Origin of the sequence: Sphingopyxis sp. OPL5, from assembly GCF_003797775.2 — a bacterium.
GTDB lineage: Bacteria > Pseudomonadota > Alphaproteobacteria > Sphingomonadales > Sphingomonadaceae > Sphingopyxis.
Window position 1 is genome coordinate 3037276 of the sequence record NZ_CP060725.1, and the last position, 25515, is coordinate 3062790.

Below are 25515 nucleotides of genomic sequence, written 5' to 3' on the forward strand. Positions count from 1 at the left end.
TGAAGGAGAATGGTTGAGCGACCGGGAAAAATCCTGTCAAAGACACATCACAGGAACATGGGGGAAATTTTGGGTAGCAATAAGAACCCGCTGACGCGCGAGCAGGTGATCGAAGCGGCCACCGAATGCCTCGAGCATTTCGGCGTCGCGAAAACGTCGATGATCGACGTCGCGCGCAAGCTGGGCGTGACCCGGCAGACCATTCACCGCCTGTTCGAGACCCGCACGATATTGCTGGAGGCCGTGGCGGAGGTTCGGATTCAGGCCGCGGCGAAAAAACTCGTGTCGATGTTTGCCACCCATGACGACATCGAAGAGACGTTGGTTCACGGCACCCTGCAATCGCTCGCAGTGGGCCGAAGCGACAAGCTTCTGTATGAAATCCAGCAGCAGGCGGACCATGGCGTCGATCAATATATGTTCCGCGGTTCGCCGATGATCCAGCAGCTGATGCTCGATATCTGGAGTCCCGTTCTGGATCGTGCGCGCGCGGAAGGACGGATTCGCGACGGCATCGACAACGACAAGATCGTGCAGTGGGTGCGCAACGTCCACGCGATGATCAACATGCGAAGCGACTATAGCGAGGCGCAGCAGATCGAAATGCTTCGCGACTTCTTCGTCCCGTCGATCGTCCGATAGACTGGACTATGCGCCGTTCAGGTCGATCGACCCCAGGTCGGCCATCGCCGCAGCGGTCCGCTCGACAAGCCGCCGTGTCGTCTGCTCGGGCTGCACCGCCTGACCCATGCTGTTGTGACCGATGGTGAAGGCCCAGGCGAGAAAGGCATAGGGGATATGCGCGCTATAGGCGTCCCATGCCGCGGCGGGATCGAGCGCCGGGCCGCCCGCCGCGGCGAGCTCTTCGATATAGGAGGCTAGCAGCGCGCGCTCCCAATTGCGGCGATCGGCGATTTCGAGGCCGGTGGACAGAATATAGCTGACGTCCCACGCCCAAGGGCCCCGCAGCATCACCTGCCAGTCGCAAAAGCCCATGGCGCCATCGCCGGTGCGATAGGTTTGCGCGATATGCGCGTCGCCATGGAGCAGGGTGACATGGCCTTCGCGGGCGTCCTGCGCGTTGCGGCGCACCACCCCGGCCCAGATATCGTCGATCCGTCCGCGCACGCCGTCAGGAATCAACTGGGGCGCCGCGTCCATGCCGACCCCCGCCCAATGGGCCATGCGCAGGAAGCGATGATTGTCGCCCAGATAGGTCGGCGTGTCGCGCAGCCAGCGATGCTGCGTCAGCGATGCGTCGCGCCAGAAACGCGCGTGGAGGCGTGCGAGTCCCGACAGCAGGCTCTCCATCTCTTGCTGCGTGATCGCGTCGCCGGCCATGTTGAACTCGGCCTGGCGCGTCGCGACGACATCCTCCATCACGATCATCGAGCGCATCGAGCGCGGCGCGACACAGGCCCAATAGCCGCGCGGCGCCTCCATCTCGATCTCCGGGCGGAAGTCGCGATAGAAGCCGACCTCGCCGAACAGGCAGTTCGACAGCCCGAGCAACAGCCGCTGCATGAGGATCGGCGTCGACTTGGTGAAGATGCGGTCGGGCACGCCCGCGGCGCGCGCCGCATCGTTGAGGTCGAGGTCGAAGCCCTGCCGGGTCGACGATCCGACCGACCCCTCGGTGGCGCGCACGCCCAGCACCGCCCCGCCGGGGACGTCGCGGCACAATGTCGCCGTCAGCCATTCGGGCGTGATCGCTTCCCAGCTCCAGGGGATGTCGTCTATGCCCCGCGCCGTCGGCCGTGCGGCCGCATCATAGCGCGCGCGGAGCGCAATCTCGGCCTTGCGGAGCGGCAGGGTCAGGCTGGACAGCATTGGCGCATTCCCCGATCGAAAAGGTCAAAGGATCGAATAGCCCCCATCGACCGTCAGTTCGGTCCCGGTGACATAGCGCGCGGCATCGGAGGCAAGGAACAGGATCGCCCCGGCGACATCGTCGGTCTCGACCCAGCGGCCCATCGGGAACATCGTCGCGACATAGGCTTTGGCCTCGTCTTCGGACCGGAACCGTCCCGCAGCGATGCCGGGGGCAAGTCCGCTGCGGCCGAGGTCGGTATCGACCGGGCCGGGGTGGACCGAATTGACGCGGATGCCGTTCCCCGCGCGCCCGAATTCGACCGCCACCGCCTTGCTCAACATGCGCACCGCGCCCTTGCTCGCCGAATAGGCCGCTTGCATCGGGCCGGCGATCTGGCCGTAGATCGACGACAGATTGATGATCGAGGCCCCTCCCGCCTGCGCCATGAGGGGCGCGGCCGCCTGGATCGAGAACCAGATGCTGTCGACATTGACCGCCTGGACGCGGCGATATTCCTCGACCGTCGTCGCGAGCACGGGCTTGTTGAGGATCATCCCGGCATTGTTGACGAGGATATCGAGCCGGCCCTCAGTCGCGGCGATCGAGCCGATCACTTCCGCCCATTGCCCGGCATCGGTCACATCCTGGACGAGGAAGCGGCCGCCGTCGGGTGCGGCGCCGGCCGGATCGATATCGGTCGCGACCACCGTCGCGCCGGCTGCGGCGAGCAGCTTCGCGCTATGCGCGCCGATGCCCTTGGCCGCGCCGGTGACGAGCGCGACCTTGCCGTCGAGTTCAAACATGGCTCATTCCTTGGCTGTTGGCCGGTCCCGAAGGGGGAGGCGGGGAGAGCCGATATCCCCTTCGGTCACCGACGCGTCAGAAATCGACCGACAGCTGTGTGCCCCACGTCCGCGGCCGGGCGTAATTGCCATAATAGGCGCCGGTGACGAGGTAGGTCGCATTCTGGCGGTAAAGCTGGTCGGTGACATTGTTGACGAAGACGCGCAGCCGCACCTTGTCGTCGAGGGCGCCGAGCGTCGCCGACAGGTCGACGAGTTCATAGCCCTTCTGGACATCCTGCGGCTGGCCGAAATAGCGCAGCACCGTCTTGCTGCGATAGGAAGCGTCGGCGCGCAAGGTCAGCGACGACAGGAAACCGCTCGAGAATTCGGTGCGATATTGCGCCCCGATCGACCCCGAGAAATTGGGCGCGTGGGGCAGCTGCATGCCGTCGAGGTTGATCTGGCCGAGGGCGGGACGCGCATCGTCGATCGACAGGAAGTCGCGGAACCGGGCGTGCAGCCAGTTCGCCGAGGCGTCGATCGTGAAGGCGTCGTTGACGCGGAATTTGAACTCACCCTCGAGGCCGTAGATCGTCGCCGGCGCATTCTGCACCAGCGTGACCGCCGGCGGCCGGGTGATCGTGACCTGCAGATTCTTGTAGTCATAATAGAAGCCCGCAAAATTGGCGGTCAGGCGGCGATCGTCGGTCTGCGTCTTGAGGCCGATTTCGAACGCGTCGAGGACCTCCGGCCGGTAGATGCCTGCCGCGCCCAGGAGTTCACCACCGCCGCCGGGCAGGTTGGCGCCGCCCGATTTGAAGCCGCGCGAATATTGCGCATAGGCCGACACGCCGTCCGAGAAATCATATTGCAGATTGACCTTGGGCAGGAAGCGGTTCGCCTTGATCGACGACGGCACGTCGGTCGCCAGCGGCACGATCGTCCCGTCGGGCAGGCGCAGGAACAGGTCCTGCGAGAAATTCTTCTTCTCGTGGTTGAACCGCAGGCCGAGGTTGATGCGGAACGCGTCGGTGACCGAATAGGTGCCGTCAGCGAAGATCGCGATCGAATCGGTATCGGTGCCGACGCTCTGCGTCAGCTGGGTGTCGGGCAGGACTCCGAAGCCGCCCGCCGCCGCCGCGCCGAGGCCGAGCGGCAGTGAATTGCCCGCCTTTTCGGTGAAATAATAGGCGCCGAGGATCCATTCGAACTTGTCGCCATCACCGATCAGCGACAGTTCCTGGCCGAAGGATTCGGACGGCCGCTTGAAATTGGTGGCGTAGAAGAAGGGCACGTCGGTCGCATCGGCGTCGAAATCGACGCGGCTCTTGTGGTCGACATAGCTGGTGATCGAACGCAGCGCGATGCTGTCGGACAACTGTGCGTCGATCTTGCCCGACGCGATGAACGTCTTGGTGTCGAGGATATAGGGCCAGTCGCCGTAAATCTGGTTCGGCTCGGTGGTCTGGCCGGTGGTCGGGAGGAAGGTCGGCGTGAACAGCTGCTGATACGCTCCGCCGCCATTGGATTCCTCGTAACGCGCCCACAGGTCGATGGTCAGGTCACTGCTCGGCTCGAACTTGATCGCACCCCGGACATATTCGCTGTTCTGATCGCCGATATGGCCGTTGCCGGGCAGCAGACGGACGAAACCCTTGTCTTCCTCATGGCCGCCGCTCACCCGGACCGAGAGAGTGTCGGACAGCGGGCCCGACACATAAGCGCTGGCGCCGAACGCGTCGTAGCTACCGGTCGACAGGTTGAAGCCGGCGGTGAAGTCGCGCGTCGGCTCCTTGGCGATGAAGTTGATCGCGCCGCCCGTGGCGTTGCGCCCATAAAGCGTGCCCTGCGGCCCGCGCAGCACTTCGATCCGGTCGAGATCGACCGCGCGCAGATAGCCCATGGTAGCGCGCGGCATGAAGACGCCGTCGACATAGGTGGCGACGGTCGGCTCGGTGACGCCCGAATCGACGATCGACCCGACGCCGCGGATCGAGATCAGGGTGGTGCCGGCATGCTCGCCGAAATCGAGATTGGGAACCGCGCTGGTCAGGCTCTCGATACTGTCGATCCCGCGCTGCTGAAGCTGCTCGCTCGACACGGCCGAGATAGCGGCGGGAATGTCCTGCAGATTCTGCGATCGTTTCAGCGCGGTAACGACGATTTCGCCGTCGCTTGATCCACCGTCGTCGCTGCTGGCCGCAGGCGCGGTAGCGTCCGATTGCGCCATTGCCGGCGTTGCCAATCCTGCCAGCGCCATCGCGGTGCCGGTGCACAGAAGCAGTCTGGTATTCATCGATACCCTCCCAATAGTTGTTTTATGTCGTTGACGGGTCGGCGTGGCTATTCGGCCGCGACCGCCCATTCGTCTTGCTCTTCGCCGCCGATCAGCCGTCCAGGCACCGAACCCGTTGGCTTGCCGTCGATAAAGGTCGTTTCCCCGTTCACCAGGACGCGGCTGTATCCGCCGGCGTCGACGAGGCGGCGCCAGTCGCCGCCGGGAAGGTCGTGGACGATCCGGTGCCGGCTGCGGTCGAGGTGCAGCGCGTCCAGATCATAGATGATGATGTCGGCATGATGGCCGGGCAGGATCGCGCCGCGCCCCTCGATCCCGAGCATCCGGGCGATCTTGAAGCTGAGCTGATAATGCGCCTCCTCGAGGCTCATCACCTTCTGTTCGCGCACCGTGCGGATCAGGAAGTCGGTACCATAGCATCCGCTGGAAAAGGCCTTGGTGTGCGCGCCGCCGTCCGAAACGCCGCAGGCGACCGCCGGATGCGCCAGCAGCCGGGCGCCGAGCGAGGCGTCGGTTGCCGAATAGGGAAGCGACTTGATCTGGAGCTCGAGGCTCGACCGCAGCGCGAGGTCGCACAGCGTCTCGACGACCGATTGGCCGAGCTCTGCGGCGATGCTCGCGAGGTCGCGGTTCAGATAGGGCTGCAAGTCGGGCGCATCGCCGACTTCGATGACGATCTGCCCTTCGAAGCCGCCGGCGCCATTCGACGGGCCGTTCTGCGCATAATCCTCGGCGAACTTACGGACGAAATTCTCGTCGGCCAGCAGCGCGCGGATGTCGTCGTCGGTCTGCGCGGCGATCAGGCGGCGAACCCCCCATAGCTGGCCGGCCGCCGTGTCGAGATCGCGAATGCCCGCTTCGACCCAACCCGCATAGAGAAGGGTCGCGCCGCAGATGTCGAGGCCTTCGCCGCGCAGCTTGTCGAGCCAGGCAAGGTCGGCATCGATGATCTCGGGCATGCCGTCGATCGCGAGGAAGATATTGTGGATGATCCTTACGCCGCTGCCCTTGGCCATGCGCGCGACCTTTTCGGTCAGCCCCGGATTGCCGAAGCCGCCGATCTGCGCGAGCAGCTGGATGATGCCTTCGCCGCGGTCGGCGAGCGCGCGGCAGATTTCGACGACATCGTCGTCGTGCATCGCGTCGGTCGGCATCGCCGTGCCGTCGAAGTCGAGGTGCGAATTGCCGTCGAGGCCCATGATCGACATCGAGATGCCGATGGCGCCGACGTCCATCGCCTCGTTGATCAGGCGGTGCATCTCGGCGATCTCTGCCGCTGTCGGACGCCGGCTTTTCGCGGCGTCGATGCCCATGACATAGATCAGCAGCGGGTTGAGCGGTAGATAGGTCATGATGTTCACGCTCTTCGGCAGCGCGCGCATCGTTTCGAGAAATTCGGGAAAGCTCTCCCAATTCCAGGGCAGCGCCAGCCGCTGCTGCTCGACCGGAATCTGCTCGGTCGTCGAGAGCATCAACATGGTCCGCTCGCGGTCGGCGGCGCGGACCGGTGCGATGCTGAAGCCGCAATTGGCGTTCAGGATCGAGGTCACACCCTGCTCGCCCGAGTCCATGCACGACGGGCTCCAGAAGACCGCGGCGTCATAATGGGCGTGCTGCGTGATATGGCCCGGCGCGACGATCTTGCCGGCGGCGTCGATCACTTCGTCGGCGATGGCCGCGGACAGGTTGCCGATCTTGGCGACGCGCCCCGCGATGATGCCGACATCGCCGCTGCGCTCGGGAGCGCCGGTGCCGTCGATGATGCGGCCGTTGCGAATTACGCAGTCGAATTTTTGCATGTCACTCTCCCGGGCAGGCCCCCTCTGCGGGCGCTCTTACCGTCTTCGGAGATAGATCATATAACGATTGATGTCATATGTCAAACGAAGAGCGTCCGAAGAGCGTCGGGCGCAGGACTAGGTCTCCCGGCGCGGTTTTCTGGGTTGCAGGGATAAGTCGTGGGTGGCGCCGGGTGTCAAAGTCGGTGACGTGGCGGAGCGCTATGTCGACGTGCGTCCTGAGATCCTCTGGGACTCGTCGTGCAGATTCTGCGTCACACGCCCCAGCAGCTCGACCAGCGTCCGGATTTCACAGGGAGACAAGCCGCGGCTTGCGACCCGGTCGATCTCACCCGCGACGTCGCCGAGCGCGAGCGCGACCGCGTAGCCGCGCTCGGTCGCAAAAACGAGCGTTTCGCGGCGATTGCCGCGGTTGACCCTTCGGTCGAGCAGGCCAAGCACTTCGAGTCGCCGCACCGCGACGGTGACGGTGGCCTCGGATATTCCGAGCCGGGCGCCCAGGACATGCTGGGCCAGGCCGTTTTCGGCCGAGAGATTGCAGAGCAGGCTCAATTGGCCGGCGGCCAGGCCATGGCGGGCAATCCGCCGATCGACGACCATCGAAAAGCGGCGGAACGCGATGCGGGCGAGATAGCCGATGCTGTCGTCGAGGCCCCAGAACTCGCGTCGCGCCCCTGCCATCCGCCGGGCCTCCCTAGAGGAGCAGCGAGTTAGGCGGCAGCCCGACCAGCGCGCGACCATGGAGTTCGGTCGCGACATCGAGGTCGTAGACGATGTGGCTCTGCATCACCTGGACGTCGCGGAGCAGGCGCTGCATCGGATTGTCGAGCGCGTGGACGCTCGACCCGACCGCTTCGCAGCAGGTCCGCACCGCCTCGACACATTGCTGGACGGCGATCGCGATTTCGGCGCGCAGGCGTATCCGCTCGGTCGTCTGTTCGGGCTCGTCGATTTCGCCAAGCAGCAGATTCTCGCGCGCCGCGGCGCGGATCGTGCGCTCGGCCGAGCGCGCGAGCAGGTCGGCGCGCGCGAGGCGCATCTGTCCTGCCGGCTTTTCGACACTCGTGCTCGTACTGCCGAGCTTGACGTGCTGCCCGAGCCGCTCGCGGCACAGCTGCACCGCCTGCCGCGCGGCACCCAGGGCCGGGATGGCGGCGGTAACGCAAAGATTGGGCAGCATCGGCGATCCGTAGAGGCCGGGGCCATGGACCGCGCGGCCGTTGCCGCGGCCCGAGCGCACCGGCTGCACCGCGAACTGATAGGCTTCGGGAATGAAGACGTCCTCGACGAGGATGTCGTTGCTGCCCGTCGCCGCCATGCCGGCCATCCGCCAGGTGTCGAGGACGGTCACTTCTTCGGCGCGGAGCAGCATCATGCGCACCACCGGCGGGCCGCCCTCGACGGGTTCGAGCGCGTTGAGCATGATCCAGTCGGCGTGCATGACGACGGTGCCCCATTTCCAGCGCCCGCTGAGGCGAAAGCCGCCGTCGACGGGGGTGGCGATTCCGGGCGGCGAGGCCGCGCTCGGGGCGATGACATAGGGGGTGCGGCCCCAGACTTCGGCCTGCGTCGCCTCGGGCATCTGCGCGATCAGCCAATTATGTTCGGCCGCGAAGCAGGAGGTCCAGCCGGTCGAGGGACAAGCTTCGGCGATCGGCAAGGTCGCGCTGATATAGGTGTCGGGGTCATATTCGAGCCCGCCGAAGCGGCGCGGCACATAGAGGTAGAAATAGCCGCTTTTGCGCAGCGCGGCCCACACCTCGTCGTCGGGGCGGCGTTCGCGTTCGGCCGCCGCCGCGCGCTCGGCGACGAGCGGCTTGAGCGCCTGCATCCGGGCGATAAGCCCTTCGGGAGTGATCGCATCGATTTCGTCGCGCGAGAGGAAATCGTCGCCGGCGGGAATCCGGCGGTCGGCGAGGCGTTCGGGCATCATCATCTCCATCCTGTTTGCCCCGGCATAGGACGAAGGCAGGAATAATGTCAACTAGGTTGACTAAAATCCTTCGCGCGGGCATGGCGAGAGGATGACAGATCAGGCCAATATCTCGCCCGCCGCCGGTCTCCGCGCCGCGCTGCGCACGCTGGTGCGCCCCGTCGCGGTGGTGACCGCCGCGCATGCGGGGCAGCGCTACGCGATGGCGGCGACCGCCTTTTGCGAGGTCAGCATGGACCCGCCTTCGATGCTCGTCTGCATCAACCGCGCCAATGCGACGCATAGCGCTGTCGCGGCGGGCGCCGATCTTTGCGTCAACCTGCTCGCTGCGGACCAGGCCGACATATCGCAGCGCTGCGGCGGCGGCGTCGCGGCCGAAGAGCGTTTCGCGGTCGGCGACTGGCGGATCGCGGCCGAGGGGCCGCCGCGGCTCGCCGACGCCTGCGCCAGCATCGTGCTGCGCCCCGTGTCGATCGTCGACCATGCGACCCATGCGGTGGTGATCGGCGAAGTCGTCGACGTGTGGCAGCGCGGCCTGTTGTCGCCGTTGGGGTTCCACGACGGCGCCTATCTCTTCCCGCTCGCGCAGGCGGCGATCAATTTGGTTGCGCAATCGGCGCGGCTGGGCGAAGCGGGCGCGATGCAGGACGGCTATCTGATGCTCGACGTGATGCGCGCCTTCTATTGGTTCGACGAGGGTCTCCAGTCGGCGCTGCGCGCGCGCGGCTGGGAGGCCGTGTCGCGCTCGCAGTCGATGACCTTCGCCAATATCGCGCTCGGGGTGCGCCGCCCCGCGGACCTCGCCCGCAACCTCGGCATCACGCGCCAGGGGGTCAGCAAGATGCTGCAGGAGATGGTCGAGCGCGACTGGATCGTGATCGAGCCCGACCCGACCGACAAGCGCGCGTCGATCGTCGCCTTCAGCGAAAAATCGCGGCAGCTGCGTGCCGACGCGCTCGAGATATTGGGCAAGATCGACGCGGCGCTCGGCGAGCGGATCGGCAGCAAGGCGCTCGACGCGCTGCGCACCACGCTGGCGCGCGACTGGGGTCGGCCCCCCGAGATCCCCGAGCCCGCCGCTCAATAACCCGCGAGGTGGCCGTTGCCGCGCAGCTCATAGCTGAACGTCGACGGCAGATAGGGCAGCATGTCGCGGTCCCATGCCGCGAATGCACTTTTGAGCCGGTCGAAGGCCTCGGGCTGCACGGTCTTCAGATTCGCGACCTCGCGCGGGTCGGCGGCGATGTCGAACAGGAACTCGTGCCCGCTCATCGCCAGATATTTGAGCGAGCCTTCGATCGCCGCGCGCTGGTCCTGCGCCTTGTGGCGCCAGAAGAGTTGGCGCGGCGACCCCGTCGTCCCGTCGAGAAGCTGGGGCAGGAGGTTGCGGCCGTCGAGCGCCGGCCAGTCTTTTTCCGCGACCCCCGCCGCCGCGAGCAGCGTCGGCACCCAGTCCATCGTGATCTGGACAAGCTCGCTGCGCGTGCCGGCCTTTACGCGTCCGGGCCAGCGCATCAGCGTCGGCACCCTGATCCCGCCCTCGAGCAATTCGCCCTTCATCCCGCGTAGCGGCCAGACCTTCGAGAAACGCTCGCCGCCATTGTCGCTGGTGAAGATCACGATCGTGTTGTCGGCCTGGCCATTGGCCGCGAGTGCCGCGAGCAATTGCCCGACCCCGCGATCGAGGCTTTCGACCATCGCGGCGTAGACGGCGTTGCTGCCGCCGTCATAGTGAAACGAATCGCGGATCGTCTTCGCCACCTCCTCGTCGGCCGGCCCCTCCCACGGCCAGTGCGGCGCGGTGTAATGCGCGCTGAGCAGAAAGGGGCGCCCCGCCTCCTTGAAGCGGCCGAGTTCGGCGACGCAGCGTTCGGTGATCAGGTCGGTGAGATAGCCGCTGCGGCGGATCTCGGTCTCATTCTCCCACAGGTCGTGGCGGAAATTGCCGCGAATCGTCATGCCATGCTCGAAATAATCGGCGCCGCCCTGATAGATGCCGAAGAAACGGTCGTAGCCGCTCTTGCGCGGGCCATGGTCGGGCAGGCCGCCAAGATGCCATTTGCCGACGAGCGAGGTGTCATAGCCCGCGCGCTTCAACAGGTCGGGCAGGGTGACCACCTCGTCGCCAAGCCCGAGTTCGGGGTGGACGCCGAGCGGTTCGTCGAGCCCCGCCGGAAAGCGATATTGATAGCGGCCGGTCATCAGCGCCAGCCGGGTCGGCGAACAGACGCTGCTGTTCGAATAGGAGCGATGCAGCGCGACGCCGCCGGCCGCGAGTGTGTCGAGCGCGGGGGTCGCGATATCGTCGCGGCCGAAACAGCCGAGGTCGGCAAAGCCGAGATCGTCGGCGAGGATGAAGACGATATTGGGGGCCGTGGCGGCCGCCGGACGGGCGACCGCCGGCGCACCGAGCAACCCGGTGATCGCCGATGCCGCACCTGCCTTCACCAAGGTCCGCCTGCTCAACATGATGCCATCCTCTCTCTCGTTTCCCGCCGCAATATCGGCCGGTTTTGCTCCGCGCGATCCGATTTTTCCGCGTCGCTTACGGCGAAGCGATCGAAATGAAATCGCGGCGGTTTTTGGCTCTTTCGTGGCCGAGCCATGCTCCCTCAGATCGAAAATTATGTCAACCTACTTTACAATATATGCTTAGAACACTAAACGAATGGTCGAAGCAACGGACCGCACCGGCAAAATCAGGGCGGCCAGAGGGAGAGAGTGGATGACGGCCAAGGCAGCGCAATTTTGTTCGGTCCGCCTGTGCTTGCTGGCGTCGGCGGGGGCGATGTTTTTCGCGGTCCCGGCACTGGCGCAGCAGGCCGACGACACCGCCGCGTCGGACGACAGCAACATCATCGTGGTGACCGCGCAGAAGCGCGAGCAGGATGTGCAGGACGTCCCGATCTCGATGACCGTCGTCGGCGGCGAGCAGCTCACCGAGCTCGGCATCAAGGACTTCAACGAACTCGACCGCTACGTCCCCAATTTCTATGTCCAGACGACCCCGGGGAATAACGCTTTCTACATCCGCGGGATCGGCTCGACCCCGGGTAATCTGGCGTTCGAACAGACCGTCGGCCTGTTCGTCGACGGCATCTATGGCGGCCATGCGCGCCAGTTCCAGGCACCCTTCCTCGACGTCGAACGGATCGAGATATTGCGCGGGCCGCAGGGCGCGCTCGTCGGCAAGAATACCAGCGCCGGCGCGATCAGCGTCGTCAGCGCGCGGCCGACGCGCGATTTCCGCGCGACGCTCGAGGGTAGCTATGAATTCGAACTCGGCGGCACGCGGCTGTTCGGCATGGTGTCGGGGCCGGTGTCCGACGCGGTCAGCGTGCGCGTCGCGGCGCAATATGAAGACAGCGACGGTTATATCGAAAACACCTTGCTTGGCGGCAACGAAACCAAGCGCGAAAGCCTCTTCGGCCGCGCCTCGGTCCTGATCGATCCGGGCAATGGCGCCGACCTGTTGATCCGGGTCGAGGGGGGCAAGGTCGACCTGACGGGTACCGCCGTCGAACGTTTCCTGACCGCGAACGATCCCGACCGCGAACGCCAGACCGGCGGCTTCCCCGGCTTTATGGACAAGGATTTCGACAACACCGACAATCTCAACGCCAGCGCGACCGCCAATATCGACATCGGCGACCATGTGCTGACCTCGGTCACCGGCTTCTCCTCCTATGATTTCGAGAAGAAGGTCGATGCCGATTTCGGGCCGAACCCGTCCTTCGCATCGAGCTTTGCCGAGAAGTTCAGCCAGATGTCGCAGGAAATCCGCCTCGCCTCGCCGACGACGGGCCGCATCGAATATATCCTCGGCGGCTATTTCCATGTGAACGACTATGACCTGTTCCAGACCACGCTGATCCGCTTCGGGCCGTTCAACGGGCGCTCCGACCGCAGTTTTCGGCAGGAAAATGTCGCGCTTTCGGGCTTCGGCAGCGCGACCTGGCACGTCGCCGACAGCCTGCGCCTGATCGGTAGCCTGCGTTACACCTATGACCGCAAGACCGCCGACCAGACGCGCGTCAACACGGGGGTTGTCCAGCCGACCTGGCTCGCGACCCCGCTGTCGGGGCATCGCGTCGAGCGCGAATGGGACCCTTCGGTCGCGCTGCAATGGGACGCGACCCCCGACGCGATGCTCTACGCCTCCTATGGCCAGGGCTCGAAGGCGGGCGGCTTCATCGGCGCGCAGGCGACGACGACGCAGGCGCAGTTCGAGATCGAGCCCGAGGCGGCCGAGACCTTCGAAGTCGGGGCCAAGCTCGCGCTCTTCGATCGCCGCCTGCGCTTCAACATCGCCGCGTTCCGGACCGATTTCACCAATTTGCAGGTCTCCTCCTTCGACGCGGTGAGCAACAGCTTCATCACCACCAATGCCGGCGAAGCGCGCAGCCAGGGGGTCGAGAGCGATTTCAGCTGGCAGATCGCCGACGGCGTGTCGCTCAACGGCTCGCTTGCCTATCTCGATGCCAAATTCATCGAATTCCCCGGCGCGCCGTGCCCGTTCACCAACCCGACCTGCGTGCCGGCGAACAACAATGCCGCCGGACGACCGCTGCCGCGCTCTCCCAAATGGAGCGGGACGCTGTTCGCCGATATTGCGGTGCCGGTCAGCGATTCGGTCGATTTCGTCGCCAACGGCGGCATGACCTATCGCAGCAGCGCGTTCCTCGAAGAAAGCTATAATCCGGCGGCGGCGCAGGACAGCTACGCCAAATTCGATCTTCGGCTCGGCATTCGCGCATCGAACAAGAAATGGGAACTCGCGATCGTGGGCAAGAATCTGACCGACGAACTGACCGCGAGCCACGCCTTCAACACGCCGCTCGCCGCCGGGGTCATTTCGAAGTTCATCCAGCCGCCGCGCACGATCGCGGTGCAGGCGAAGTGGCAATATTGATTGGGTTTGGCTCCTGTCCGTCAACGCGGTGCGGGGTTAGATCCAATCCCGGCTTCCTTCCTGCCATGGCCGCTGAAGAGTTAGCCTTTTGCGATGCCTTGGCAGAGAATGGATCAGCCGGAGACTGGATGGAGCGCGAAATGCTCCGCACCCTCGCTCAACTGTTGGTCAAGACAATCCGCAGCACGGTGACTGTCGATTGGACGCAGAAAGAAAGTTCCCGCGCAAAAATGCGGATTGAGCTTCGAAAGCTGCTGGTGCGTTATGGCTATCCGCCCGATTTGCAGAAGGCGCCGTCCGATCAACGTTGTTTCTTGGCCGTGGTTGCGGTGAAATCGGGATCTTTTTTCGCCACCCAATCGACAAATTTGCGCACATTGGGGTGGGCCAGCAGGCCCTCCACATCCATCCCGTAGCGCTGCAGCTCGGAATTCGTGAAATTGGCGATCAGCGTCTGCTGGCAAATCGAATGCATGGGAACAACATCGCGGCCGCCCCGGCTTTTGGGGACGGGATGGTGCCAGACGATGGTTTTGCCGGTGGGCCGGCCGCAGAGCCAGCAGGACGGTATCGTCGCCGGCGGTGTCTCCTCGCGGTGCAGGTCTCCATAGGGATCATGTTTCGAATGTCTGCGGGCCATGGTTCTACCTGAAGGATCTGAATTTGCGCCGCACACCTATCCCGATGCGATGCGCATTGCCACAGGCGTATCTCCGGCCTGGCCGTTCACCGGAATGTCATCGCTACGGGGACGCCAGATGCCCAAAGGCGTCACGCTCCGCCATCGCTCCTAACGCCGTCCGTTGCTGTAATCGATTCGGATCCTGACCCAACTGCCCACCATGGGTTGGCCCCCGCGTCGCGGAGCCCGTACCCTAAACTGCCACGCCGCGGCGAGCACCGCGCGATTGATCTGCGATCCGGTCGGATATTCGTCGAGCCCGACGCAATCCTCGACACGATAATCCGGCGCCGTGCGGCAGGCGATCAGCCCCCAGCCGGGGCCGCTGGCGGTGGACAAATAACCGCGCAACTCGTCATTGCTCGGCTCGCGATACCAGGCCGCGGCATAGAGCGGCTCGCCATTGGGCGCGGTTCCCACCCGCGCCGTGTCGCTGGACGAGGACGAGCCTCCCTTGTTGGGCGGCCCGTAGACAGCCCCGCCGGGGGGGCGAACGCCGATCCGCGGAACCGTCGGCAAGGGTGGCGGTTCGGATGGCGGCGCTATGGTCGGCGCGGTCCTCGGTTCGACGGCTGTCGGGGGTAAGGGTTTGGCCGGTTCCGCGGGCGTCGGCTGCGGCGGCACGGGCTTGTCCTCGGCCTGCTTGCTCTTCGGGCTACTTGGTTCGGGCGCTTCCTCGGCGATCTCGCTGGCCGGGAGGCTGACCACGCTGACATATTCTTCCTTCTTCTTCAGCGGCTGGTCGCGGCCAAAGGAGAGCAGGAGCAGCAGCAGAAGCCCCGTGATCGAGACCGTCAGACCTATGGCAAGCGCACGGGGCCCCCGCCCGATGCTGAGCTGCTTGACATAGGGCGTGGCTGGAACAGGGCTCAGGGGACGCAATCTTGGGTCGCGGCGACCGCTGGTCGAGGGGCCGGGGGCTTCATCCGCGCGGAATAGTGGGGCGCCAGGCCTTTGACAAGAGTGAGCGCCGACCGATGAACCCCATGGCGGCCGGCCGCTCAGCCGATCGACAGGAACGCCGTGATCGTCAGTCGCCCCTGGCGCGGATCGGGCGACAGCGCGGCCTCGGGCGAGATCGCGCCGCTGTGAAGGTTGCTGCTGCGATAGAGCAGTGCGCGGTTGTAACGCGCCGCCGCGACATGGGCTTGCGCGAACAGCGCCGTATCGCCCGCGACATAGGCGGCCGGCGGCGGGCCGCGATGGCGCAGTTCGGTGTCGAGCTGGCGGAAATAAAGCGCGCGCCGTTCCTCGGTCACCGTCTCGAACCCCGTTGAACGGTGGCGGAAAAAGGCGGTCCCATCGCCGCCTTCCGGCGACAGATAGTGGATGAAGGCGATGCGGTCGGGGGTGAAGGCATCGACATGCGGCAGGCGCTGCGCGATGCTGAGGGTCTCCGGCGGCGTGGTGACGATCGAGAAACTCGCGTCGATGATCGTCACCGGTCCGGTGCGGCCAAAGGCGTGCGCCGCCGTCTCGGTGATCGCGGGCAGTGCCGTGTCGAAATATCCGGCCGGCAGCGCGGCGCGGATGCCCGGATAATGGTGGAGCGCGGGTTCGAACGCGGCGGTGGCAGCGAAACCGCGCAGGGCGTCGGGGTCGGGCGCGAAATCGTCGAGGATGCACAGCGGCTGCGCCTCGCCGCCGATCGTCTCGATCCGGACCGGCATAGCCGCCATCATCGGCGCGGCGGGCGGAGCCGCGCCAGCCGCGCCGCGATCCAGTCGCCGAGCCGCGTGCCGCGCAGCCGCGTCCAGAGGATGTCGGAGGCGATATAGAGAAGCGCGAAGATAAAGAGGATCAGCGCATAGGCCATGACCGTCTCGGTCGCGTGCATGATCTGCGGTCCCGTCAGCTCGACGCCGGGCAGCCCCAGATAGTCGAGCGTGACGGGTTTCGAATCGGCGGTGGCGCTGGTGCCGCCGACGGCGGTGTCGCCGATCCAGTAGATCATCTGCCCGGCGCCGAAGACCCCGGTGCCGCCGAGCAGGATGTTGAACTGGGTCTCGCGCCGGGCCGCCGCACGGTCGGCGTCGGCCTGGTGGCGTCGCTGCAGATCGCTGGCATGATCCTCGAGGCTCGCCACCGCGAGCGCCAGCGCATCCTTCTTGCGCTTCGTGCCGCGCAGTTCCTCCAGCTTGGTGAAGACGTCGCGCTCGGTGTCGTAGCGAAAGGGGTTGGCGTATCGGAACCGCTCATACTCCCTGTACTCGGCCAGCTTGGCCTGGTTGATCGCGGTTTCGGCCTTGTCGAAATCGTCGTGACCGGTCAGCTGCTCGCGTTCGTTCAGCCGCGCGACCGCCTCGCTCGGCGGCGCGGGCGCTTGTTGCCGGCGCTTGTCGGCCTGCCATTCGCCGTTGGCGACATGCCATTCGATGCGCTCGATCCGCGCCATGCTCTTCGCTTCATGCTCGCGCGCGAGGAACTCGTTGTGCAGCGACATGGCGTGGATCAGGAACGCATAGGGGCAGGTGCCGATATAGTCGTTGCCGGTTTCGAGACTGCGGCTGCGCGGCACATAGCTGATCATCGCGCGGTGGTTGGCATAGCGGACGAAGAAGCGCTCGTCGGACTGTTCGCTGCTGTCGGGATAGATGGGGTCGATGCTGTCGAGGATCTCCGACGTGTCCTGGTTCATGAAATCGATGATATTCTGGTTGAACCCGGCGAGGAACAGATAGTCGAGGCAATCGGTCCGGCCCGCTTCGAAGGCCGGGATCCTCGCCATCGGGGTGACCGATGCGACCTGGCCGGTCGCATCATATTCCGCCCATTCGGCGCCGTCGGCACGGATCGCCTCAGCCAGCGCGCCGACGCTCGCAAAAGCGCCGCCGCCGACGGCCCGCAAATTCGGGCGGGCGCCGCCGATCCAGTCCGCATAGTCGGGCCGCGCCTTCACCCAGTCCCAGAATGTCGTGTCGAGCTGGACGACGCCCTTGCCCTTCGACGCCTTGTCGACGCGCTCGGCGAGCTCGTCCTGATAGGGCTGGTAACAGGGTTCCTGCACCATCGCCTTGCGCGCCGCGCTCTCCCCCGACGCGGGATCGAGCGGCATCAGCCGTTTGAAGAAGCGCTCGTCGTGGATCAGGAACATGAAGCGCGACTTGGGGACCTTCAGCCCCGGCACCTCGATGAACGGCACCTTGTCGATCAGGACATCGCTCAGGTCGGCCATCGGCGTCGTGCCGGTGACCCTGGCCAGGCGTTGGAACAGCCGTTCGCCGTCGCCCAGCAATTGTTCACGGACAAAGGGCCAGAACCGCTCGGCCTTGCCGCGCGCGCCGCGGACCGTGATGTCGTCGAGCGGCGCGATCCCCAGCTTGTCGTCGAATACCGACGCCTCGCCCCCGTGGCGCGCGTCGAGTTCGAACTCCTTGGGCGCCGCAAGCTTTTGCAGCAGCGACAGGAAATAATAAGTTGCGGGATCATAGCCGCCTTCGTCGCCGGGCGCAGCGAGCGAGGCATAATGGTGGCTGAAGCTCAGATGATAGCTCAGCCCGCCATTGTTGTGCGCCAGCCAGAAGCGGCGAAAGCGCACCGCCCGATCGTCCTTCAGCCCCGGCGGCGCGGCGCGATAGGACAGCCCTTCGGTCGACCATTCGATCGCGGGCGGCAGCTTGAAGATCAGCCGTTCGTGACGGCGGATCGCCCGGTCGGCCGACTTGCGCCGCGCGCGCTCCCCCGCCGGGGTGGTGGGATAGTCGCCCGCGGGCGCATCGATCGCGGCGATCAGATGCTCCTGCACCTCGCCCTGCACCTCGCGGTCGGCGATGTCGTTGAACAGCGGATCGATCGCGTTGCGCAACATCACCGACGGCAGGTGGTCGCGCTGGACCGCGCCGAACTGGCCGTGCGCGACGGGCTTGCCCTTTTGCCCGACCGCCTCGGCGACGCGGTCGGGATCGATATAGAGCGACAGCGTCCAATAGAGCGTGCCCGACTTCGCGCTTTCAAAGCCCTGCGCATCGTCCCAGTCGCCCCGCACCGCCATCGGCTAGTCCCCCCTCTCGTCCGCCGCCGCCGCCGCGAGCGCGCGGAAGCCGTCATGGCCCGCGGTCCGTCGCCCGGCGCGCAGCCAGGCGATCGCGGGTTCCATCGGCAGCAGCGCCACCGGGGCGCCGCGCGATGCCAGCGCCGCGAGCTGCGCCGCCGCCACTCCGCCCGGCGCCTCGTCTTCGCCCTTGCGCACCGAAATGCCGAAAAAGCTTTCGAGATGGTCGTGGAGCAGCCTCGCGTCGACCGCATCGCCGGGATAGTCGACCGCCGCGTAAATCAGCCCGTCGTCGGCTTGCTGCCCGGCCGACAGCGCCGGCTGGACATAGGGAAAGTCGACGATCCGCGTGCCGACGCGTGCCCAGATTGCAAGCCGGTCGACCTGGTCGGTGCCCGAATGCGCGGTGTCGGCGGCATATTCCTCGGCGGTCAGCCGCAGTGGGTCATTCTGTTCGATGAAGACCGCCGGCGCCGGCCCGTCGGGATCGAGCCCGAGCGCGAGGAGCGCGAGCTGCCGCACCGCGCCGAGGATGACGCGCAGCATGCCGCGCCCGCGCGCCGCCTCCTCGACATAGACATAGTTGAGCGCGACCGCCGCCGGGGGCAGCGCGGCCCCGCGGTTGATCGCGGTCGCAAGGAAGTTCGCGCCGCCGAGCAACGTCCCGCCTTCATCCTCGAAGATCGCGACTAGCTCGCTATGGGTGCGGCCATAGGCGTGGCGATGGCTTGCGTTGAGCGCTAGGCACGCTGCGAACCCGCCCAGTTCCTCGCGCTCGTCGGGCAGCACGAAGGCGCGGTCGTAACCCGCAAAGAAGCGCGCCAGCACTGGCGATGCCGGGTCGTCCGACGCGGTGACGCGTACCCCGCCCGGCAAATCCAGCCTTATCAATCGATTGTCCGCCCCGCCCGTCATGCGCAAATCTTGCCATGCGGCCGGTCGCGCCGCAAGGCGCCGCTTCAGGTCACCCCATAGGCCGCCTGCACCATCGACCGGAACAGCCGCAGCTGGCGCCCCATCAGCCGGTGGTCGCCGAGTGCACGGGTCAGCACGATCGATCCTTCGATCACCGCGCTGAAACTGTCGGCGATCGTGTCGAGGTCGATCGGTGCGACGGGGCGATGGCGTTCGCCGATCGCGATGAACCAGATGCGGAACCGCGCACGCCAGCGCATCGCCGCTTCGAACAGCAACGCGCGCACCTCGCGGTCGAAAGCCTGCTCCTGATAGATGATCGCCGCGACAAGGCAGCCCGGATGCACGTCCTCCATCTCGTCCATCATGTCGGCATAGAGGTCGAGGAAGATCAGGAAGCGCTGCATCGGGTCTTCGGCCAGGTCGTGCGCGCGGTCGGTGAGCACGTCCATCGCGGCGTCGTCTTCCTCCAGGAAACGCTGCAGCAATTGCCGGGCAAGGTCGCCCTTGTCGCGGAAATGATAGAAGAAGCCGCCCTTGGTGATGCCCGCCGCTTCGACCAGTTCGTCGATCGAGGTCGCGGCAAAGCCCTTGGTCAATATCGCGTCATTGGCGGCATCGAGCAGCCGCTCGCGCGTCCGCTTGCCCTTCGCCAGCGGCGCCGGGGCCGCATCCGCCGCGGCGGACGCTCCACTATCCAATCCCTCCATCGCCGACGCCTCTTCGTCCTTGCCGGAAAGCCCGTATTTCTGCGGGAAAATAAAAGCGACCGCAAGTATACTATCGCCGACCGGGACGATGCCATAGCAAGGCCGGACCAAAGCCAGCAGCCAGGGGGCACCGCGATGTTCGGCATCTATCATGTAATCGCGCTGTCGATGTTCGGGGTCTTCGCCGCGCTCGACCTGTTGTTTCGCGCGCGGAATTTCCCCGACGTGCCGCTGTGGCGCGCGAAGGGGCTCGTCTTCACCGCGCTCTATTTCGGCGTCACCACCTATTCGCCTTTGCTCTGGGATACGACGCTCGGGCAATATCAGCTGGTCGACGGGTCGCGCTGGCCCTTCTGGGCGCAGGTCGTGATCGGCTTCTTCGCCTATGAATTCCTGATCTATGCCTGGCACCGGACGATGCACAAGGTTCAGCCGCTGTGGCGCTGGCTGCATCAGATGCACCACAGCGCCGAACGCGTCGACATCTGGGGTACTTTCTATTTCCACCCGTTCGACATGATCGGCTGGGCGCTCATCGGCAGCTGCGCGCTGGTGCTCGGCATCGGCCTGACGGCGGAGGCGGCGCTGGTGGTGTCGGTCGTCGCGACCTTCTGCACCATTTTCCAGCACGCCAATGTCCGCACCCCGCACTGGCTCGGCTATCTGGTCACGCGTCCCGAAAGCCATTCGGTGCATCACGAACGCGGGCTGCACGCCTATAATTATGGCGACATCCCGATCTTCGACATCCTGCTCGGCACCTTTCGCAACCCGCGCGAATGGCATGGCGAGGCGGGCTTTTTCGACGGCTCGTCGCGGCAGATGGGCAAGATGCTGGTCGGCAAGGAAATCGCGTGAGGAACAACAGGGGAGACAGGGGCATGAAAACAGGGATGATGATCGCGTTGCTCGCGGTCGGGCTGGCCGGCTGCGGCGAATCGGCCGAGCAGAAGGCGGAAAAAGCCAAGGCGGCGTCGGCCGAGATCGACACGGCGGGCTATGACATCGCGGTCCGCTGCCAGGCCAGTTTCGACGCGGTGGCGCGGCTCTACAAAGTGTTGTCCGAGCAGGGCGGCGACGCGGAGATGGCGGCCACCGCGACCCAGCGCGCGGCGGCGGCCGAAGCCTATCGCGGCATCGCGCGCAATGTCGGGGGGAATATCGGTCACAAGCCCGAACAGGTCGACGCTGCGATCAAGGCGGCGGCCGACGCGGTCGACGCCGAGTTCCAGAAACGGCCGTTCGAGGATTTCGCGGTCTGGGCCGGGCAGGAGGCCGACCGCTGCCCGCCGCCGTCGGCCTAGGCGAGCGCGCTTCGACGACACGAAAGGAAAGATCATGGCCCACGACCTGCGCCCTGGTGAACAGGCGATCGACAGCTGGACGCTCTTCTATCACCCGCCCGGCGGCGGCAAATATAATGGCAAGCTGACGGTGACGAATCAGCGCCTGCTTTACGATGCAAAGCTGGAGGCGAGCCTGATCGGCGTGCTGACGAACCATGTCGTCGCGGGTCAGCTGGCGATCGAAAAGGACGCGATCGCGGGCATCGAGGTCCAGCGCAAATTGTTCAGCAAAAAGGCGACGGTGACCCTCACCGACGGCAGCCGGCACATCTTCGACTATGGCGCGCTGAACATCGACAAATGCGTCGCGGCGATGGAGGCACGTTGAATGGTCCGCGGCGCGGCGGTGGCGGCGAAGACGGCCGTCGTCCTGACCGGCTGGCTCGTCGTCATCGATATCGTCGGGGTGATCGTCTGCACGCTGTTCGACATCGCGCCGCTGCGCGCCAACAGCGGGCTGCTGCTCTATGCGATCTGGTTCGTCCTCGGGCTTTTCTGCGGCATGTTCGCCTATCAGAGTGCGGGGGCATGGGCCTTCGCCGACCGCGACGGCGAATGGAGCGACCAGCCCGGGGCGTTTCGCGCCGGCAACGTCATCGTCGCGACGGGCGCGGTGCTGGTCGGCCTGTTGCTGTTGTTTTTCCGGCATATTTACTGGAGCAGGGGCGTCGCGGGCGAATATTATGTACCCGACAGCGCACCGCATTCGATCCTGTTCGGGCTGTGTGTGCTGGCGGCGATGGCGGGCACGCACTTCCTGTTGCTGCCGACGCCGGGGCAGGAATCCTGATGTTGCGCCATTGATCGATATTTTCGATCAAAGCGTCGGACTTTTTCACTTTCCGCACTGCAACAAACATGACTAGGGGAGGGCTCCAACAACAAAAGGAAGCTCTCCCAATGTCCGTTCTGAACACGACCATCAAACCCTTCAACGCGACCGCTTACAAGGACGGCAAGTTCGTCGACGTCAGCGACGAGAGCGTCAAGGGCAAGTGGGCGGTCTTCTTCTTCTACCCGGCCGACTTCACCTTCGTCTGCCCGACCGAACTCGAAGACCTCGCCGACATCTACCCGACGCTGCAGAAGATGGACGTCGAGGTTTATGCCGTGTCGACCGACACGCATTTCAGCCACAAGGCTTGGCACGACACCTCGCCGGCGATCGGCAAGATCAACTATTACATGGTCGGCGACCAGAACCACGTGATTTCGAACAATTTCGAAGTCTTGCGTCCGGGCGTCGGCCTCGCCGACCGCGGCACCTTTGTCCTCGACCCTAATGGCGAAATCCAGTTGCTCGAAATCACCCCCGAGGGTGTGGGCCGCAACGCCGCCGAACTGCTCCGCAAGATCAAGGCGCTGCAATATTGGGTTAGCCACCCGGGCGAAGTCTGCCCCGCGAAGTGGGAAGAAGGCGCCGAAACCCTCGCGCCCTCGCTCGACCTCGTCGGCAAGATCTAAGGCGACCGCATAATGCCGGAGGGGCGGCGGCACGACCGCCGCCCCACGGTTTCTCTCCCCCTCTCGCAGGAGCTCTCCTCATGCTCGACGCCAATCTGAAGCAGCAGCTTCAAGGCCTCCTCACGAACCTTCGTGAACCGATCGAACTGATTTCGTCGCTCGGCGACGATGCCAAATCGGCCGAGCTGGCGACCCTGCTCGATGACATCGCCGCGCTCTCGGACAAGGTTAGCGTGACCCGGGCCGACGACGACGCGCGCCGGCCCAGCTTCCTCATCCGCCGCACCAGCGATGCCGCGGTCGCCGTGCGCTTTGCCGGCATCCCGATGGGGCATGAATTCACCTCGCTCGTCCTCGCTTTGCTTCAGGTCGGCGGCCATCCGCCGAAGGTCGCGCCCGAGGTGATCGAGCAAGTCGCCGCGCTCGATGGCGACTATCATTTCGAAACCTATTTCTCGCTGTCGTGTCAGAATTGCCCCGACATCGTGCAGGCGCTCAACCTGATGTCGGTCGTCAATCCGCGCATCACCCACACCGCGATCGACGGCGGCCTGTTCCAGGCCGAGGTCGAGACCCGCAAGATCATGGCGGTGCCGACGATCTTCCTCAATGGCGAGATATTCGGGCAGGGCCGCATGGAGCTCGAACAGATCATCGCCAAGCTCGACACCGGCGCTGCGGCCAAGGCGGCCGAGAAAATCGCCGCCAAGGACGCGTTCGACGTGCTCGTCGTCGGCGGCGGCCCCGCCGGCGCCGCGGCGGCGATCTATGCCGCGCGCAAGGGTATCCGCACCGGCATCGCCGCCGAACGCTTCGGCGGGCAGGTGCTCGACACGATGGCGATCGAGAATTTCATCTCGGTCCAGCACACCGAAGGGCCGAAGCTCGTCGCGCAGCTCGAGCGCCATGTGAAGGACTATGACGTCGACGTCATGAACCTCCAGCGCGCCGAAAAACTGATCCCGGCGAAGGCCCCCGGCGGGCTGCACGAGGTCAAGCTGGCGAGCGGCGCGTCGCTCAAGGCGCGCACGGTGATCCTGTCGACCGGCGCGCGCTGGCGCCAGATCGGCGTCCCCGGCGAAGAGCAATATCGCAACAAGGGTGTCGCCTATTGTCCGCATTGCGACGGCCCGCTCTACAAGGGCAAGCGCGTCGCGGTGATCGGCGGCGGCAACAGCGGCGTCGAGGCGGCGATCGACCTTGCGGGCCTTGTCGCGCATGTCACGCTGATCGAATATGACAGCCAGCTGCGCGCCGACGCGGTGCTCCAGCGGAAACTGGCGAGCCTGCCCAACGTCCGGATCATCACCTCGGCGCTGACCACCGAAGTGCTCGGCGACGGCGAGAAGGTGACGGGCCTCAGCTACAAGGATCGGGGCAAGGACAATCTGCACCAGGTCGAACTCGAAGGCATCTTCGTCCAGATCGGCCTCGTCCCCAACACCGAATGGCTCGGCGGCGACATCGCGCTGTCGCGCCATGGCGAGATCGAGGTCGACCATCGCGGCGAAACCAGCCAGGCGGGCATCTTCGCCGCGGGCGACTGCACGACGGTGCCGTACAAGCAGATCGTCATCGCGATGGGTGAAGGCTCGAAGGCGGCGCTATCGGCGTTCGATTACATGATCCGCCTGCCGGCCGAGGAAGAAGCCGAAGCGGCGTAAGACACTATCGTCATCCCGGGCTTGACCCGGGACCCGCCTTGTCTCCAGGATCAGGCAGGCCCCGGGTCAAGCCCGGGGTGACGAGGGTGCTTATGCCTGAACCGAAAAAACCGCCCGCACCGATTCCGCTCTGCCGCTTCGAGGAACTGGCGCAGCGCGAGAACCGGCTGCGCGACGAAGCATCGCGCAAGCGCAAAAAGCCGGATCCCAAGCCCGCCTAGCCCGCCGCCATCGCAAACCGCTTCGGCGGCACCCCGACGTGCCGCGCGAACGCCGTGCTGAACGCGCTCGCCGACCCGTAACCAACCCGCTCGGCAATTTCCTCGATCCGCCCGGCGCCGCGGCGAAGCAGATCCTTCGCCAGGCTCATCCGCCAGCCGAGCAGATATTCCATCGGCGGCACCCCGACGATGCGCGCGAAGCGGTCGAAGAAGGCCGAGCGCGACAGCGCCGCCTCCTTCGCCATCTCGGCGGTGGTCCACGCCCGCGCGGGTTCGGCGTGCATCCGGCGGATCGCCGCCGCGAGCCGTGGATCGCTCAAGCCCCGCAGCAGCCCCGGAGGGGTGTCCTCGCCGCCGACCGCGCGCAGCGCCTCGACCAGCAGGATCTCGACCAGCCGCGCGAGCAGCAGATCGCGGCCCGGCCGCTCGGCGCCCGTCTCCTCGCGGACCATCGCGACCAGCGCCGACAGTCGCTCGGCGCCGCGGAGGTGGATCATCGCGGGCAATTGCGACACCAGCAGCCCCGCCTCGGGCGAGGCGAAGGCGAAATGGCCGCCCATCATCCGCACATCGGGTTCGCCATCCTGCCTCCCGTGCCGCACCTCGCCGCTGATCCCCGCCGTCGCATGCGGATCGAGCGCTATCGGTTCGGCCGCCTCGAAGCCCGACAGGGTGAAGCCCGGCGTCGCCGGCAGCAGCACGAAATCGCCCGCTTCCAAGGTCACCGGCGCCTGTCCATCGACCGCGAGCCGGCACGACCCCTCGAGGATGGTGCAAAAACCCGGATGCCCGAAATCCGAATAGCGCACCGCCCAGCGCCCGGCGCCGCTGATCCCTTTCGAAAAGACGGTGCTGGGCCGCAGCAAGGCGATGAGGTCGGAGAGCGGGTCGAGCATATCGGGACGATCTATAAATAAATATGGATTTCAGATTATAGATAGTCCTGACCTTCGCGTCCATAGGTCTTTCACCGCCAACCGAAAG

At 65.6% G+C, this 25515-nt stretch carries 25 protein-coding genes; 11 read left to right on the forward strand and 14 right to left on the reverse strand.

Annotation, left to right across the window (positions count from 1 at the left end; translation table 11 throughout):
• The first annotated feature begins 57 nt into the window (after window positions 1–57).
• On the forward strand, window positions 58–642 hold the full coding sequence (locus EEB18_RS14640; RefSeq protein WP_187669007.1) for a TetR/AcrR family transcriptional regulator: 585 nt from the start codon (window positions 58–60) through the stop codon (window positions 640–642).
• 6 nt (window positions 643–648) lie between these two features.
• Here EEB18_RS14640 and EEB18_RS14645 read toward each other — a convergent pair whose 3' ends face one another.
• The 6 genes from EEB18_RS14645 to EEB18_RS14670 form a co-directional block, all read right to left on the reverse strand.
• Entirely contained in the window at window positions 649–1830 is a 1182-nt protein-coding gene (locus EEB18_RS14645; RefSeq protein ID WP_187140600.1) for an aminoglycoside phosphotransferase family protein, read from the reverse strand.
• A gap of 24 nt (window positions 1831–1854) precedes the next feature.
• The gene (locus EEB18_RS14650) at window positions 1855–2616 is read right to left on the reverse strand and encodes an SDR family NAD(P)-dependent oxidoreductase (RefSeq protein WP_187140601.1); all 762 of its coding nucleotides are present in this window, start codon (window positions 2614–2616) and stop codon (window positions 1855–1857) included.
• 76 nt (window positions 2617–2692) lie between these two features.
• Complete coding sequence (locus EEB18_RS14655) at window positions 2693–4894, reverse strand: TonB-dependent receptor (protein ID WP_187140602.1); 2202 nt, start codon at window positions 4892–4894, stop codon at window positions 2693–2695.
• Window positions 4895–4941: 47 nt separating this feature from the next.
• On the reverse strand, window positions 4942–6693 hold the full coding sequence (locus tag EEB18_RS14660; protein WP_187140603.1) for an N-acyl-D-amino-acid deacylase family protein: 1752 nt from the start codon (window positions 6691–6693) through the stop codon (window positions 4942–4944).
• Window positions 6694–6894: 201 nt separating this feature from the next.
• Window positions 6895–7374, reverse strand: a complete 480-nt coding sequence (locus EEB18_RS14665; RefSeq protein ID WP_187140604.1) for a MarR family winged helix-turn-helix transcriptional regulator — start codon at window positions 7372–7374, stop codon at window positions 6895–6897.
• Between the two features lie 13 nt (window positions 7375–7387).
• Window positions 7388–8635, reverse strand: a complete 1248-nt coding sequence (locus EEB18_RS14670; protein WP_187669008.1) for an acyl-CoA dehydrogenase family protein — start codon at window positions 8633–8635, stop codon at window positions 7388–7390.
• An 82-nt stretch (window positions 8636–8717) separates the two neighbouring features.
• Between EEB18_RS14670 and EEB18_RS14675 the strand changes: the two genes are divergently transcribed.
• Complete coding sequence (locus EEB18_RS14675; protein WP_187140606.1) at window positions 8718–9713, forward strand: flavin reductase; 996 nt, start codon at window positions 8718–8720, stop codon at window positions 9711–9713.
• Here the strand turns inward: EEB18_RS14675 and EEB18_RS14680 are convergent.
• Window positions 9707–11095 carry a sulfatase-like hydrolase/transferase gene (locus tag EEB18_RS14680; protein WP_187140607.1) on the reverse strand — a complete coding sequence of 463 codons (1389 nt, stop codon included), beginning with the start codon at window positions 11093–11095 and terminating at the stop codon, window positions 9707–9709. The genes EEB18_RS14675 and EEB18_RS14680 overlap by 7 nt on opposite strands.
• 256 nt (window positions 11096–11351) lie before the next feature.
• Here EEB18_RS14680 and EEB18_RS14685 point away from each other — a divergent pair, with 256 nt between their 5' ends.
• Window positions 11352–13538 (forward strand): TonB-dependent receptor, encoded by a 2187-nt coding sequence (locus tag EEB18_RS14685; protein ID WP_187140608.1) that lies wholly within the window; start codon window positions 11352–11354, stop codon window positions 13536–13538.
• A gap of 65 nt (window positions 13539–13603) precedes the next feature.
• Complete coding sequence (locus EEB18_RS14690; RefSeq protein ID WP_262407937.1) at window positions 13604–13954, forward strand: DUF3387 domain-containing protein; 351 nt, start codon at window positions 13604–13606, stop codon at window positions 13952–13954.
• Here EEB18_RS14690 and EEB18_RS14695 read toward each other — a convergent pair.
• From EEB18_RS14695 to EEB18_RS14720, 6 genes are all read right to left on the reverse strand, one after another.
• A complete protein-coding gene (locus tag EEB18_RS14695) occupies window positions 13840–14178 on the reverse strand; it encodes a hypothetical protein (protein ID WP_056346042.1) in 339 nt (112 codons plus the stop codon). The genes EEB18_RS14690 and EEB18_RS14695 overlap by 115 nt on opposite strands.
• 150 nt (window positions 14179–14328) lie before the next feature.
• Complete coding sequence (locus EEB18_RS14700; protein ID WP_187140609.1) at window positions 14329–15102, reverse strand: hypothetical protein; 774 nt, start codon at window positions 15100–15102, stop codon at window positions 14329–14331.
• A 119-nt stretch (window positions 15103–15221) separates the two neighbouring features.
• The gene (locus tag EEB18_RS14705; RefSeq protein ID WP_262407938.1) at window positions 15222–15890 is read right to left on the reverse strand and encodes a DUF6445 family protein; all 669 of its coding nucleotides are present in this window, start codon (window positions 15888–15890) and stop codon (window positions 15222–15224) included.
• Between the two features lie 8 nt (window positions 15891–15898).
• Window positions 15899–18211, reverse strand: a complete 2313-nt coding sequence (locus EEB18_RS14710; RefSeq protein WP_187140611.1) for a hypothetical protein — start codon at window positions 18209–18211, stop codon at window positions 15899–15901.
• A 3-nt stretch (window positions 18212–18214) separates the two neighbouring features.
• Window positions 18215–19126: a hypothetical protein gene (locus EEB18_RS14715; RefSeq protein WP_187140612.1), complete on the reverse strand. Its 912-nt coding sequence runs from the start codon at window positions 19124–19126 to the stop codon at window positions 18215–18217.
• 44 nt (window positions 19127–19170) lie between these two features.
• Complete coding sequence (locus EEB18_RS14720) at window positions 19171–19989, reverse strand: TetR/AcrR family transcriptional regulator (RefSeq protein ID WP_222943104.1); 819 nt, start codon at window positions 19987–19989, stop codon at window positions 19171–19173.
• On the opposite strand from EEB18_RS14720, the gene EEB18_RS14725 reads away from it, so the two are divergent.
• The 7 genes from EEB18_RS14725 (at window position 19972) to EEB18_RS22760 (ending at window position 24531) form a co-directional block, all read left to right on the forward strand.
• Complete coding sequence (locus EEB18_RS14725) at window positions 19972–20694, forward strand: sterol desaturase family protein (RefSeq protein ID WP_187140613.1); 723 nt, start codon at window positions 19972–19974, stop codon at window positions 20692–20694. The genes EEB18_RS14720 and EEB18_RS14725 overlap by 18 nt on opposite strands.
• Window positions 20695–20717: 23 nt before the next feature.
• The gene (locus EEB18_RS14730; RefSeq protein WP_187140614.1) at window positions 20718–21140 is read left to right on the forward strand and encodes a hypothetical protein; all 423 of its coding nucleotides are present in this window, start codon (window positions 20718–20720) and stop codon (window positions 21138–21140) included.
• Between the two features lie 34 nt (window positions 21141–21174).
• Window positions 21175–21510: a hypothetical protein gene (locus EEB18_RS14735; protein WP_187140615.1), complete on the forward strand. Its 336-nt coding sequence runs from the start codon at window positions 21175–21177 to the stop codon at window positions 21508–21510.
• Complete coding sequence (locus EEB18_RS14740) at window positions 21511–21972, forward strand: hypothetical protein (RefSeq protein ID WP_187140616.1); 462 nt, start codon at window positions 21511–21513, stop codon at window positions 21970–21972.
• A gap of 110 nt (window positions 21973–22082) precedes the next feature.
• Window positions 22083–22646, forward strand: coding sequence for an alkyl hydroperoxide reductase subunit C (ahpC, locus tag EEB18_RS14745; protein ID WP_056346058.1), 564 nt, complete (start codon window positions 22083–22085; stop codon window positions 22644–22646).
• Window positions 22647–22726: 80 nt separating this feature from the next.
• Window positions 22727–24310: an alkyl hydroperoxide reductase subunit F gene (gene ahpF, locus EEB18_RS14750; RefSeq protein WP_187140617.1), complete on the forward strand. Its 1584-nt coding sequence runs from the start codon at window positions 22727–22729 to the stop codon at window positions 24308–24310.
• Between the two features lie 92 nt (window positions 24311–24402).
• Window positions 24403–24531 carry a hypothetical protein gene (locus EEB18_RS22760; RefSeq protein WP_262407939.1) on the forward strand — a complete coding sequence of 43 codons (129 nt, stop codon included), beginning with the start codon at window positions 24403–24405 and terminating at the stop codon, window positions 24529–24531.
• On the opposite strand, the gene EEB18_RS14755 is transcribed toward EEB18_RS22760, so the two are convergent.
• On the reverse strand, window positions 24528–25427 hold the full coding sequence (locus tag EEB18_RS14755) for an AraC family transcriptional regulator (protein ID WP_187140618.1): 900 nt from the start codon (window positions 25425–25427) through the stop codon (window positions 24528–24530). The genes EEB18_RS22760 and EEB18_RS14755 overlap by 4 nt on opposite strands.
• Window positions 25428–25515 lie beyond the last annotated feature (88 nt).

What these genes read in the sequence shown, in the direction of transcription:
- EEB18_RS14640 (WP_187669007.1), top strand. Translation starts at nt 58, where the DNA reads ATGGGGGAAATTTTGGGTAGCAATAAGAACCCGCTGACGCGCGAGCAG.
- EEB18_RS14645 (WP_187140600.1), bottom strand. Translation starts at nt 1,830, where the DNA reads ATGCTGTCCAGCCTGACCCTGCCGCTCCGCAAGGCCGAGATTGCGCTC.
- EEB18_RS14650 (WP_187140601.1), bottom strand. Translation starts at nt 2,616, where the DNA reads ATGTTTGAACTCGACGGCAAGGTCGCGCTCGTCACCGGCGCGGCCAAG.
- EEB18_RS14655 (WP_187140602.1), bottom strand. Translation starts at nt 4,894, where the DNA reads ATGAATACCAGACTGCTTCTGTGCACCGGCACCGCGATGGCGCTGGCA.
- EEB18_RS14660 (WP_187140603.1), bottom strand. Translation starts at nt 6,693, where the DNA reads ATGCAAAAATTCGACTGCGTAATTCGCAACGGCCGCATCATCGACGGC.
- EEB18_RS14665 (WP_187140604.1), bottom strand. Translation starts at nt 7,374, where the DNA reads ATGGCAGGGGCGCGACGCGAGTTCTGGGGCCTCGACGACAGCATCGGC.
- EEB18_RS14670 (WP_187669008.1), bottom strand. Translation starts at nt 8,635, where the DNA reads ATGGAGATGATGATGCCCGAACGCCTCGCCGACCGCCGGATTCCCGCC.
- EEB18_RS14675 (WP_187140606.1), top strand. Translation starts at nt 8,718, where the DNA reads ATGACAGATCAGGCCAATATCTCGCCCGCCGCCGGTCTCCGCGCCGCG.
- EEB18_RS14680 (WP_187140607.1), bottom strand. Translation starts at nt 11,095, where the DNA reads ATGTTGAGCAGGCGGACCTTGGTGAAGGCAGGTGCGGCATCGGCGATC.
- EEB18_RS14685 (WP_187140608.1), top strand. Translation starts at nt 11,352, where the DNA reads ATGACGGCCAAGGCAGCGCAATTTTGTTCGGTCCGCCTGTGCTTGCTG.
- EEB18_RS14690 (WP_262407937.1), top strand. Translation starts at nt 13,604, where the DNA reads ATGGCCGCTGAAGAGTTAGCCTTTTGCGATGCCTTGGCAGAGAATGGA.
- EEB18_RS14695 (WP_056346042.1), bottom strand. Translation starts at nt 14,178, where the DNA reads ATGGCCCGCAGACATTCGAAACATGATCCCTATGGAGACCTGCACCGC.
- EEB18_RS14705 (WP_262407938.1), bottom strand. Translation starts at nt 15,890, where the DNA reads ATGCCGGTCCGGATCGAGACGATCGGCGGCGAGGCGCAGCCGCTGTGC.
- EEB18_RS14710 (WP_187140611.1), bottom strand. Translation starts at nt 18,211, where the DNA reads ATGGCGGTGCGGGGCGACTGGGACGATGCGCAGGGCTTTGAAAGCGCG.
- EEB18_RS14715 (WP_187140612.1), bottom strand. Translation starts at nt 19,126, where the DNA reads ATGACGGGCGGGGCGGACAATCGATTGATAAGGCTGGATTTGCCGGGC.
- EEB18_RS14725 (WP_187140613.1), top strand. Translation starts at nt 19,972, where the DNA reads ATGTTCGGCATCTATCATGTAATCGCGCTGTCGATGTTCGGGGTCTTC.
- EEB18_RS14720 (WP_222943104.1), bottom strand. Translation starts at nt 19,989, where the DNA reads ATGATAGATGCCGAACATCGCGGTGCCCCCTGGCTGCTGGCTTTGGTC.
- EEB18_RS14730 (WP_187140614.1), top strand. Translation starts at nt 20,718, where the DNA reads ATGAAAACAGGGATGATGATCGCGTTGCTCGCGGTCGGGCTGGCCGGC.
- EEB18_RS14735 (WP_187140615.1), top strand. Translation starts at nt 21,175, where the DNA reads ATGGCCCACGACCTGCGCCCTGGTGAACAGGCGATCGACAGCTGGACG.
- EEB18_RS14740 (WP_187140616.1), top strand. Translation starts at nt 21,511, where the DNA reads ATGGTCCGCGGCGCGGCGGTGGCGGCGAAGACGGCCGTCGTCCTGACC.
- ahpC (WP_056346058.1), top strand. Translation starts at nt 22,083, where the DNA reads ATGTCCGTTCTGAACACGACCATCAAACCCTTCAACGCGACCGCTTAC.
- ahpF (WP_187140617.1), top strand. Translation starts at nt 22,727, where the DNA reads ATGCTCGACGCCAATCTGAAGCAGCAGCTTCAAGGCCTCCTCACGAAC.
- EEB18_RS22760 (WP_262407939.1), top strand. Translation starts at nt 24,403, where the DNA reads ATGCCTGAACCGAAAAAACCGCCCGCACCGATTCCGCTCTGCCGCTTC.
- EEB18_RS14755 (WP_187140618.1), bottom strand. Translation starts at nt 25,427, where the DNA reads ATGCTCGACCCGCTCTCCGACCTCATCGCCTTGCTGCGGCCCAGCACC.